The sequence below is a fragment of the Staphylococcus intermedius NCTC 11048 genome (assembly GCF_002902385.1).
Lineage (GTDB): Bacteria > Bacillota > Bacilli > Staphylococcales > Staphylococcaceae > Staphylococcus > Staphylococcus intermedius.
Genome location: NZ_PPQH01000012.1, coordinates 1 through 11928 on the forward strand (window position 1 = coordinate 1; position 11928 = coordinate 11928).

General features: G+C 37.8%; 12 protein-coding genes. 10 read left to right on the forward strand and 2 right to left on the reverse strand.

The window, feature by feature from the left end:
- Positions 1-52: 52 nt before the first annotated feature.
- Positions 53-319, reverse strand: a complete 267-nt coding sequence (locus tag CD138_RS03745) for a hypothetical protein (protein WP_103265964.1) — start codon at positions 317-319, stop codon at positions 53-55.
- Here CD138_RS03745 and CD138_RS03750 point away from each other — a divergent pair.
- From CD138_RS03750 to CD138_RS03790, 9 genes are all read left to right on the forward strand, one after another.
- Entirely contained in the window at positions 318-530 is a 213-nt protein-coding gene (locus CD138_RS03750) for an LPXTG cell wall anchor domain-containing protein (RefSeq protein ID WP_019167351.1), read from the forward strand. The genes CD138_RS03745 and CD138_RS03750 overlap by 2 nt on opposite strands.
- A gap of 86 nt (positions 531-616) precedes the next feature.
- A complete protein-coding gene (gene secY2, locus CD138_RS03755) occupies positions 617-1864 on the forward strand; it encodes an accessory Sec system protein translocase subunit SecY2 (protein ID WP_051005959.1) in 1248 nt (415 codons plus the stop codon).
- Positions 1865-1874: 10 nt separating this feature from the next.
- Positions 1875-3446 (forward strand): accessory Sec system protein Asp1, encoded by a 1572-nt coding sequence (gene asp1, locus CD138_RS03760; RefSeq protein WP_019167353.1) that lies wholly within the window; start codon positions 1875-1877, stop codon positions 3444-3446.
- Entirely contained in the window at positions 3430-4986 is a 1557-nt protein-coding gene (asp2, locus tag CD138_RS03765; RefSeq protein ID WP_019167354.1) for an accessory Sec system protein Asp2, read from the forward strand. The genes asp1 and asp2 overlap by 17 nt, the downstream gene beginning before the upstream one ends.
- The gene (gene asp3 / locus CD138_RS03770; protein WP_019167355.1) at positions 4964-5890 is read left to right on the forward strand and encodes an accessory Sec system protein Asp3; all 927 of its coding nucleotides are present in this window, start codon (positions 4964-4966) and stop codon (positions 5888-5890) included. Before asp2 ends, asp3 begins: the two co-directional genes overlap by 23 nt.
- Positions 5890-8274 carry an accessory Sec system translocase SecA2 gene (gene secA2 / locus CD138_RS03775; protein WP_019167356.1) on the forward strand — a complete coding sequence of 795 codons (2385 nt, stop codon included), beginning with the start codon at positions 5890-5892 and terminating at the stop codon, positions 8272-8274. The genes asp3 and secA2 overlap by 1 nt, the downstream gene beginning before the upstream one ends.
- Before the next feature lie 15 nt (positions 8275-8289).
- Positions 8290-9798 (forward strand): accessory Sec system glycosyltransferase GtfA, encoded by a 1509-nt coding sequence (gene gtfA, locus CD138_RS03780; RefSeq protein WP_019167357.1) that lies wholly within the window; start codon positions 8290-8292, stop codon positions 9796-9798.
- Positions 9791-11122 (forward strand): accessory Sec system glycosylation chaperone GtfB, encoded by a 1332-nt coding sequence (gene gtfB / locus CD138_RS03785; protein ID WP_019167358.1) that lies wholly within the window; start codon positions 9791-9793, stop codon positions 11120-11122. Before gtfA ends, gtfB begins: the two co-directional genes overlap by 8 nt.
- A 79-nt stretch (positions 11123-11201) precedes the next feature.
- Entirely contained in the window at positions 11202-11435 is a 234-nt protein-coding gene (locus CD138_RS03790) for a hypothetical protein (RefSeq protein ID WP_019167359.1), read from the forward strand.
- 25 nt (positions 11436-11460) lie between these two features.
- Here CD138_RS03790 and CD138_RS03795 read toward each other — a convergent pair whose 3' ends face one another.
- Positions 11461-11655: a hypothetical protein gene (locus CD138_RS03795; RefSeq protein WP_019167360.1), complete on the reverse strand. Its 195-nt coding sequence runs from the start codon at positions 11653-11655 to the stop codon at positions 11461-11463.
- 102 nt (positions 11656-11757) lie between these two features.
- On the opposite strand from CD138_RS03795, the gene CD138_RS14780 reads away from it, so the two are divergent.
- Complete coding sequence (locus CD138_RS14780) at positions 11758-11880, forward strand: hypothetical protein (RefSeq protein ID WP_019167361.1); 123 nt, start codon at positions 11758-11760, stop codon at positions 11878-11880.
- The last annotated feature ends 48 nt before the right edge of the window (positions 11881-11928 follow it).

The following is an 11928-nucleotide window of genomic DNA, read 5'->3' on the forward strand; positions in this document are numbered from 1 at the left end:
CGAAAGAAGTAAGCCAATTCTTCAGCGACTTAACATCAGGAGCGAAATCAACTTACGAATCATTAAGCGCATCAGCAGCGAATAGTGAATCAATGAGTAGTTCAGCTTCAATGAGCACATCTGAATCAGTAAGTGCGTCAATGAGTGCAAGCGTTTCAGCAAGCGCATCAATGAGTGCGTCAACATCGATGAGTACTTCAGCATCGACAAGTGCATCAGTAAGCGCATCTGAATCAACTAGCATGTCAACAAGTGCTTCAATGTCAGCTTCGTCATCAGCTTCAGCTTCAACAGCGAAAGCTTCAAGTATGACTAGCATGGCAACAAGTACATCAATGACTGCGAGCACGACACCTGCAAACGCAATGGCACAACCATCAAACAAAGATAAAGCAGATATGTTACCTGATACAGGTCAAACATCTTCACAAGCTGGATTGTTTGGTGCAGTGGCAGCAATGTTAACAGGTATGGGCTTACTCAAAAAGTCCAAAAAAGACAAAGATGACGAAACATCATCTGATCAATAATAAATAGATCAAACATGGTTAGAGGGGCTAGAACAAGAGTTTTTAAGGATTTTCCTGTCAAAGACGTTTCTAGCCTCTTTGACACCATGTTTTATAAAAAGAGGGTTATTGTGAAAAACAACGTTATTACACATATTTTTAATAAATATGAATATAAGATTTTATACAAACGCATATTATTCACACTTTTTATTTTATTGATATACATATTAGGCAGTAAAGTTGCCATCGTTGGCGATCATGCAATGCGCCACCACGATAGCTCATTTTATAAGTTAGCTGTTTCTAATATGGGAGGAGACATTAATCGTTTAAATGTTTTTTCACTCGGTTTAGGGCCATGGCTAACTGCAATGATTATTATCAGTTTGATGTCTTACAAAAATATGGAGAAAGCGATGCGCCAAACGCGGGCTGAAAAGCATTATAAAGAAAAGTTTCTCACGCTAGGTTTAAGTGTGATTCAAGGTTACTTTGTGTTGAATCAATTTGTTAAACACGAGCAACTACAAAAATCAAATGAGTTGTTACTATTGCTCGTCTTGATTACTGGAGCGATGTTAATGATGTGGCTTGCCGATCAAAACGTACGCTACGGAATCGCTGGACCTATGCCAATCGTAATGATGAGTGTGATTCGATCCATGTACGCCCAAGGTTTACCTACCTTGTCGGTTGGTACAGTGATGTTGATGATCGTGATTGCTTTAATGGGCATGGCGATGTTTACGCTGTTATTAATCGAAATGATTGAATATCGGACACATTACCGTGACATTACGGATATTTCTAGAGCTGATGAGTTAACTTATTTAGCTTGGAAAATTAATCCGGGAGGCAGTATTTCAATCATGATCAGCTTGTCTGTTTTCGTGTTGTTTAACAGTGCCATCAGTCTTATTGTGCATATGGCAACGGGTGAAACAGCGGATATCAGGTGGGTTTCATTCAACCATTTTATAGGAATTACGATTTACCTTTTTATGCAAACGATTTTAGGTTACCTTTTGTCTCGCTTAATTATTAACACGAAACAAAATACAAAAGATTTCTTGAAAAGTGGTCACTATTTCGTCGGAGTCAAACCTGGTGAAGAAACCGGAGCATATTTAAATCGAATGGCGAGACGATTATGTTGGTTTGGTACGTTGATTGTTGCAGTCATTATTGGTGTGCCGTTGTATAGCTCATTGTTAGTGCCGCATTTGTCACAACAAATTTATCTTGCTGTACAACTTATCATCATGGTGTATCTCGCAATGAATATTACCGAAACTTTAAGAACGTATTTATATTTCGATAAGTATGGGCAGTTTTTAAATAAATATTGGTAAGGAGTATTTTATGAAACGTTTTATACCAGCTTGGTACACAGACCATGATTGGTGGTCGAACCAAGCCGTGCCCTTTTATATGAGAGGGGCTGTTGTTAACGAATTTGATGATTTGATTAGTTTAATGGGAATGCATTTAAAAAATGAAGTGCCTTTTGAAATTATTACACTGAATTATATGCCTGATTTGCGATCGTTTTTGCATCGTCATGAATTGTTTGAAGCGCCGTATTGGTCTGTATTCGATCATATTCAAGGTTTTGCTCACCAAACGCCGCATTCTGTGGATTATCGTCAACTCAATTGGCCTAAAGAAACGGAATTTGTGCATTCACCGGTGATGATTCGGGCCATCACATCTGAAGACATGTATTCTGATATTCATTTCAGTCAAGAAGGGTATTTGCTCTGGATTGAAACGTATAAAAATGATATCGGCTATGAGCAGTATATTTTTGATGATCGAGGATTTTTATCAAGTTATGTCAAAGCGAACGAGGATGGCTACTGGTTTGAAAAATACTATATGACTGCAGATGGCGATTGGATTATGAAAGAAAATATCTTCACAAATCATGTGACAATCCATCCGAAATATGCACATCGTTTTAAGCAAACAAAATATGAAGAAATGAGCTTTGTCATCGAGGAATATTTAAGTGCGTACATCCAGCAAACGATACAGCCGCATGATGTGATGATAGTTGCTTCAGATGTACGACATAACTTACTGATTGCAGAACATTTAAATGGTCAAAAGTTGTGCTTTTCAGTCTTTCAAAAGCGGGATACATGGCGATCTGATGAAGGTATGATTTCTATGACAAATGGCAGTTACTGGTTAGCGGATACTTTAGAAAATGAAAATCATCTGACCCATTTTTTAAACCAATATCAATTTAACAATCAATTGATGCGTATTACACCATTCGATGTGCAAATGACACCGAATATTAGTAGTCAGCTTCATGAAACGTATATTGGTGTTTGGGTCGATGGATTGACAGAAGCATCTTTACGCCAAATTACGAATCAGTTGATTCAGGAAATCGAGCGAGAACCTTTAACAAGAGTGGTACTGTTAACGCGTTTTGATATCAACCATACACCGATATGGATGCATGCAGAAGTGTTGAGAATTCAAAAATATTTTGATGATCGTTCGAAACAACCTGAGTTAGTTCAAGATGTGGGCAAGTATAATTCCAATGACCGTATTGTGTATGCTTCATTGAAAAATGTACCGTTTGAAAATGATATTGTGGAAGCTATTTCTACATTAAGGCTGGTCATTGATATGAATGAAGAGCCAGATTTGTTTCTTCAAATTTGTTGTATGGGTGCAGGTTTACCACAGATTAATCGTATGCAGACAGATTATGTACAACATGAAAGAAATGGTTATATTATTTCGGATATTGAGTCATTACCGCTTGCAATGAACTTTTATTTAACACATTTGAAAAACTGGAACCGTTCATATGCTTATGCCATGAAGCTTGCAAAAATGTATGGTTCAGACGAAATTTTAAAACAGTTGGATGATTGGTTGGAAGGTGAAACGCATGGCACGGAAATATAATATGCTTCAAATCGGCGGCGAGAATTATGCGCATCATTTTAGTGATCGTAAAGATGTCAATTGGGTGCATCAGCCATTTAATTCTTTAGCAGATGTTGAAGAGATTGAAGCGTTGATGAAAAAGCAGAAGTCATTTGAATTTGTTTTTGTCCAAGCCCCATATTCAGAAACTTTAATTCAAGTTTTTCGTTTGGTGAGTTTACCTTACAATACGTACGTTGACCATCAATTTTGGAATGCTGCTTTTGAAGCGGAAGATATTGTTAGAGCGCGTATGATTCGACCTTTTAAGTATGAAGATGAAGCAGAACGATTAGACAAGTTGTTATCACTTGCTTTCTCTGGACAATATGGTGACCACATCTCCTCAAGGAATGCAGTCATTAGTCAGTCATTTAAAGGTGACTATTACTATGAAGGTCAACATACATTGGTTATGACAGGCGATTTTGGTGATGATTTTCAACCGATTCTTTCGTGGTCAATGTATTTGTATAACGATAGTAATCGCGTTAATCAATTCTGGGCTGAATATACGGCAACAGATGGCGTGGAACTTTCTTATACGTTGCGCTTTTATGAAACGGCTGACATGCCTGAGTTAAAAGCAACCTATGTATTAGAAGGTGATTTACTCAAAAAGCCTTTCAATATACCACGTAAAGACTATGATGCCTATATCTTAGTGAGTGCGAAAGCGAAAGGTCGTGGGACATTAAGAGTGGGTAACTTGCATAAACGTTGGACACGTATAGAGTATGGCGAATTCATTTTAGGCGGCGAACGTTTTCATGATGAAGCGCGAGGCGAGTTTATTCATTATTTTGATCCGGGCGACCTTAAGCCACCACTGAATGTGTATTTTAGTGGTTATCGTACAGCGGAAGGTTTTGAAGGTTTTTATATTATGCGTAATCTTAAAGCACCATTTATATTATTCGGTGATCCGCGTCTTGAAGGGGGCGGCTTTTACCTTGGTGGCGAGACTTACGAAAATCAAATCAAAAAAGTGATTCAAGATAAGTTAGATTGGCTAGGGTTCAAAGATGATGATTTGATTTTATCAGGATTATCGATGGGGTCATTCGGCGCGTTGTATTATGGGGCCCAACTAAATCCAGCTGCAGTCGTTGTCGGTAAACCTCTTGTCAATATAGGTGACATTGCGGACAATATGCGACTGATTCGTCCAGAAGATTTTGGGACATCATTAGATATATTGTTAGAAAGCGAAAAGGCACTGGATCAAGATGCGATTCAACGATTAAACAATAAATTTTGGGACACATTGAAGCAATCAGATATTAGTAACACGGTCTTCGCTGTCGCATACATGGAGAATGATGACTATGATTTGACTGCATACCAAAATTTATTACCTGTACTATCGCGGCAACATGCACGTGTCATGAGCCGTAGCATACCAGGGCGTCACAATGATGATACACCGACCATCGCAAGTTGGTTTACAAATTTTTACCATATGATTATGGAAAGTCGATTTGGGAGAGTGAGACATGAAAGAAAAAAATCAATTTAATATTCGCTGGACTCAAATAACGAAAGACACATTTATGTATGGTTCAATTTTGCGTTTTAAACCAACCGAAACTTTATTTGAAAATGAACTTATGCCTTCAGGGATTGTATTACACGAATGGAAAATGATGACGTCTTATGAAAAAGATACGGCGATACCGACAATGCCGATTTTGAAGAAAAACCAAACATATCGCTTTAAGTTTGAATATGAAGTCAAACCGGTGGGCAGTATTTATTTCAAAATTATTTTTAAACGACGGAATGGCACCGTTTGTAAATACAAAATCATTAAAGGACATGAAGAAGAAATTACGATGCCTGCTGAAGCATTTTCATATGTCGTGCAAATGATCAATGCGGCGTCACGATCATTGGTATTTCGCCAAATTGTCATTCAAGATGTGACATACAAAAGGGATCCGTCGCATATCGTTGAATTGAGTGATATGCACAATGTTGATTCGAGTTCTCAATTTGCGACGGTTGTTTTTGTAGAGGATAAAGGGATTCAACTGGAAGCGATACGCCATATGCATAACTGTATTTTAGTGACGAAATGGCAGCACCCGCATATGCGTGCTGTTATCAATGAATTGAAATCAAGACTAAAAGCCTATCACGAACGCTATATTTTACAGTTTGTCGGTTACGATGCGCGTTCAAATGAAATGGCTTATGCGATGGGGGCTCAAATGGATGCATCCGTATTTGTAACGCCATTGCGTCATCCTGAATTCCAAAAACAACTTGGAACTACGGATACAGTATTTAACGGTGTTGCGCTTTATCAGCCATATGAAGATGAAATTACACCAGCGTTGCATCTGGTGGCACCGACTTTAAATCAAAGTCATCATTTGCTTGGTTTAGATGCGCAATGGATTAATGGAGGTGGCTTGTAATGAGCAATCGTATGCATCAAACGATTAACGAATTGCGCTTAAAGCGACTGAGACGTATTTTACGACGCATTAATCAATACCAAAGTGAGTTTGAACAACTTCCAGATGAAGCATTACAACAAAAAACAGCAAAATTCCGTCAACTACTCGCTGAAGGTCAAACACTAGATGATTTGTTGCCTGAAGCGTACGCGGTCATTCGTGAAGCAAGTCGACGTGTGCTCGGCATGTTTCCTAAAGATGTTCAAGTATTAGGCGCGATTGTCTTACATGAAGGCAATATAGCAGAAATGCAGACAGGTGAAGGGAAAACGCTCACTGCAACGATGCCATTATATTTAAACGGCTTATCTGGTAAAGGTGCGTATTTAATTACGACGAATGACTATTTAGCCAAGCGTGACTATTTAGAGATGAAGCCGTTGTTTGAATGGTTAGGCTTAACGATTGGTCTCGGGTTTGTCGATCAGCCCAACTACGAATATAAACCAGGTGAAAAACAAAAGATTTACAATCATGACATCATTTATACAACAGGTGGACGCCTGGGCTTTGATTATTTAATCGATAACTTAGCAGATAGTCGCGAAGGTAAGTTTTTACCGAAATTAAATTACGGCATTATTGATGAAGTGGACTCGATTATTTTAGACTCAGCACAAACACCACTTGTTATTTCAGGGATTCCGCGTGTGCAGTCGAATTTATTCGGTGTTGTCAATACGTTTGTAGAAACTTTAGTTGAACACCAACATTTTAAAATGAAGCAAACGAAAAAAGAAATTTGGTTGACAGAGCGTGGTATTGAAGCGGCTAATCACTATTTTGGTGTCGATAACATTTATGACGAACCGTACTTTGACTTAGTGCGTAACATCAACTTATGTTTACGTGCACAATATTTATTTGAAAATAATACGGACTACTTTGTCTATAAAGGGGAAGTCATCCTGATTGACCGTATTACTGGACGAATGATGCCAGGAACGAAACTTCAATCCGGACTGCATCAAGCGATTGAAGCAAAAGAAGGCGTCAAACTGTCAACGGACACGAGTGTGATGGCGACGATTACGTTCCAAAACTTATTTAAACAGTTTAGAGAATTTTCGGGGATGTCGGCTACCAGTCACCTAGGTGAGAAGGAATTTTTAGATTTATACACAAAAATCGTGGTACAAATTCCAACTGATAAACCGGTTCAACGTATTGATTATCCAGATCGTGTTTTTAGAAGCATTGAAGATAAAAATTTCGCGATTATCGAACGTGTCAAAGAATTGTATGCAGAGCAACGACCTGTATTAGTCATTACACGTACAGCTGAAGTGGCTGAATATTTTTCGACGACACTCTTTGAACTCGATATTCCGAATAACTTACTGATCGCTCAAAACGTTGCTAAAGAGGCACAAATGATTGCAGAAGCGGGTCAATTAAGTGCGGTGACTGTTGCAACGAGTATGGCAGGCCGTGGTACAGACATTAAGCTTGCAGAAGGTGTGAAAGAGTTAGGCGGTCTTGCGGTTATCGTCAGTGAACATATGGAAAATAGCCGTGTAGACCGACAATTACGTGGGCGTTCTGGACGACAAGGTGACCCAGGCACTTCGCAAATTTACATTTCATTAGACGATTATCTTGTGAAACGTTGGGGCAAGGTGAAATCGATGGATGAAAAACGTTTAAGGGAAATAGATTCAGAGACGCTTCAAAAGAGCTTAATTTTCCAAAATCGTGTGAAAAAAATTGTCCAACGTGCACAACGTTTATCTGAAGAACAAGGGATTCAAGCTAGAGAGCAAGCGAACGAATACGAAAAAAGTATTAGTATTCAGCGTGAAATCATTTATAAAGAGCGTAACCGTGTACTGAATTTCGAAAATCTCGATGATGTTCACTTAACGCGATTAGCACGTGAAGTGTTTGAAGAAGCATATGATTTCAACAATTTCACAGCGCCGGAATGGGTGAACTATATTTATAAAAATTTAAGTTTCCAATTTAAAGGGGATTTAGATGCATTGGATTTAAGAAATCGGGATGCTGTGCTCGATTATTTGATGGACATTTTTCAACAACAACTTGAATATCAGAAAGAAAACTTAGACGACTATTACTATACAAATTTTGTACAAAAAGCGATATTAAAATCTATCGACAGCAACTGGATTAAGCAAGTCGATCACTTACAAAGGGTAAAAAGTAGCGTGAACACACGTCAAAATGGGAAGCGTGCGCCAATTTTTGAATATCACAGAGTGGCACTCGAATCATTTGAAAAGATGAAAGACACCATTAAAAGAGACACCGTTAAATACCTTTGTCAAAGCATCACAAGTTTTCAAAAAGGTGAACGCTTGATTGTACATTTTCCAAATTAAAGAGGTGATTTCAAAGTGACAATTTATAATATTAACTTTGGCATCGGTTGGGCAAGCAGTGGTGTAGAATACGCTCAAATGTATCGTGCCAAACTTTTACGCGGCTTAGATGAGCCATTGAAATTTGTGTTTTTAGAATTTATGAGTGGAGATAACCTCCAAACTTTGACAGAAAATATTGGTTTTAAAGACGAAGAAGTCATTTGGATGTATCAGTATTTTACAGATGTCAAAATTGCACCAACCACTTACACATTGGATGATATCAAAGCGTCAGTGCATGAAAAGATTGTTAAAGAAGAACAAGAGGGTGAAGTACGATGGTTACATTTAGAAGAGCCAGGTTCATTCATTACATGTTATTTGAAAAATGAAAATGAACCATATGTCGACTGCGCTGAATTCGTCATCAATAGTAAATTAGTACGTAAAGATTATTACAGTTATATTCGTACGTTTTCTGAGTATTATGCGCCAGAAGATAATAAAGCGAAATTGTATATGCGCCATTTCTATAATGAGGATGGTTCAGTAGCGTATACAGAGTACATCGACGGAAATACGAATGTTTATGTACTTAAAGACGCAACGATTTATACACGAGAAGAATTTGTAGCGTACTTCATGCGTAAATTGAACTTAACAGAGAACGATATTGTGATTTATGATCGTGCTTCTAAAGTAGGTCAAGCGATGTTGCAAAACCAAGGTAAAGCTAAAGGTGGCGTCGTTGTTCACGCTGAGCATTTCAGTGAAAACTCAACGGATGACGATTACATTTTATGGAACAACTATTACGAGTATCAATTTATGAATGTGAATGAAATTGATTTTTACATTACTGCAACAGAGCGTCAAACGGAAATTTTAAGAGCGCAATTTAAGAAGTATTTAAATGCAGAACCGAAAATATTCACGATTCCAGTAGGTAGCTTAGACCAATTGACGAAACCAAAAGAAAAACGTCGTCCATATTCGATGATTACTGCGTCACGTTTAGCGAGCGAAAAACATATCGACTGGCTCGTTCGTGCAGCGGCGATTGCAAAAAAAGAAGTGCCTGAACTGACTTTTGACATTTACGGTGAAGGTGGCGAGCGTGAAGAAATTGAAAAATGGATCGAAAAATTAGGGGCTAAAGACTATATCAAGTTGTTAGGACACCAAAAATTAGATGACATTTATCAAAAATATCCATTATTCGTCGCAGCATCAACAAGTGAAGGTTTTGGATTAACATTGATGGAAGCGGTCGGATCTGGCTTGGGTATGATTGGTTTCGACGTGAACTATGGTAACCCAACGTTCATTCGTGATGGTAAGAATGGCTACTTGATTCCAATTGATGAAAAAGAAGAAGGTAGAGAGGTTGTCGTTGAGCGTTTAGCAGAAGCCATGGTACGTTTCTTCAATGATGGCCCAGCTGCACCACATGATCAATCATATGAAATTGCAGAACCGTACTTATTAGAAAATACACGACAAAAATGGAAAGAACTAGTAGAAGAGGTGTTACATGGTTAATTTATTTGAACAGTTTGATGCCGGTTCACAAGAGTTATATCAAACATTGAAACTCGCAGGCCACGATGATGAGACAATCGTTTTAATTGATGATGGCTTTTTACCAGAAGGCATCATTTCACCTTATTCATTTTTTGCGGATTATAAAGCGCCGAAAAAGAAACGTGCACGCTTTTTTAACGAAGTGCCAATGCCACGTTTTTGGGAAATTGAAGGGAACAATGAAGAAGCATGGATTAAAGACATGAGCTATAAACGTGCGCACATTCATTTCCAATCAGGCGCGCATCGTCGTATCATTAGTCACATTGACTGGTTAGATCAACATGGAAATCTCCAATTTGTCAATCACTATAACCAACACGGCCTTCATTTTGCGCAAACCGTGTATGATTTAAATGGGAAAATGATTTTCAGACGCTATTTAGATCAACAAGGTAACGAAGTGATTTATGAAAACTTTATCGCTTCAAGTATTATTTTAACTTGGAAAGGTCAGTACTATCACTTCAACAGTCAAACAGCATTCTTAGTCTTTTTCTTAAAACAACTCGGCGTTGATTTGAGTGGCTTTGTGATCAACTCACTCGGTTTGCCGTTTGCTGTCTTGTATCAATTGGATGTGCCAGGTAAAGACACGCTATTTTGGCAAGAGTCATCACAAGGTGAGATTCCTGGCAACATGCGTCTGATTTTGGAAGGCAACATCAACCGTGACTGTCGCGTGTTAATTCCGTCACATAAAGAATATGAAATCATCAACGAACAACTCAATGATGAACAACGAGAACATATTGCGTATAGTGGTTATCTGTATGAATATCAATCTAAAAATGAGTATTCAGCTAACATTTTAACTATGACGAACTCAGACCAAATCACAAACTTAGTTGCAATGATTGAAGCTTGTCCATTTGCGACATTCCACATTGGCGCAGTGACTGAAATGTCGACGGTCTTAACATCGTTAGACGTATACAAAAATGTAAAATTGTATGAAACGATTGAAACCGAAACGATTGAAAAGTTGTATCATAAGTGTGATGTGTACTTGGATATTAATGAAGGCGGCGAAATTGTGAATGCAGTTCGAAAAGCGTTCGATTACGACATGCTCATTATGGGTTATGAAGATATTGCACATAACCGTACGTACACTGCACCAGAAAACTTATTTACAAAAGAGAATCAGGCTGCCGATTTGATTCAAGCTGTGAAAGATGTTCACTTGAAGAAACGTTACTTTAAAGTGCGTAAAGACTATCAACAAAAACATGCGAATGAAACAACAGTTGAAGCATTTAATGCAGTATACCAATCATAATGTAGAAAGAGACAGTTTAGCGCTGTCTCTTTTTTTGAAATGTGTATGCATAGACAATGAAAAGAAGGGAGAAATGTGAATGTCTGAATTCATTACTATCATGACATTTATTATTCTGTTGGCCATACAGTATTTTCTTTCGTCTAAGAATAAATACTTCGGTTTTATCATACCTATCGTTTTTAGCGGATTTGTACTGTTTTTATTGATTACGGATAGATTAGGATTCATTTCATCATTAGCGTTTTTAGTTTTAGGTCTCATACTTTTAATAGAGCAATGGTATAAAGGAAAAAAGAAATTGGATAAATAATCAATATCAGTGAAATAGAACGGCATCACCATTTTTTAGTGATGACATAGCTAAGGTAAACAGCTGTATTAACGAAAAATGGAAGCAGACAGTATAGAATGATCTTCCAGAAAGGTCCTTCTGCTTTCCAAAAGAAGAAGAAGAGAATCGCTAATATGACGGAAATGAGCATGCCTATAAGTGGTAAAGACTTGATGTATTTTTCTTGGTTTTTGTGCATGAATAGTGCTCCTTGGATGAGATGTTTATGTCTGTTATCTATATTAAAGGTTAGTTTCCTTTATTTGTCTTTTTCTTTTTGTAGATATGGATGATATATATAATGACAGTAGATAAACCTATTGACGATAGCATGACGATGATGAGTGACAAAAGAAATTCTGGCCAGGTGTTTTTTGGAAGTATCTTGATGATGAAAGACATCGGGATGAGCGTCATCAAATAGACGTATGCATATCGTTTGAGTTCTTCTTCAAAATTGTCCATTTCTTGC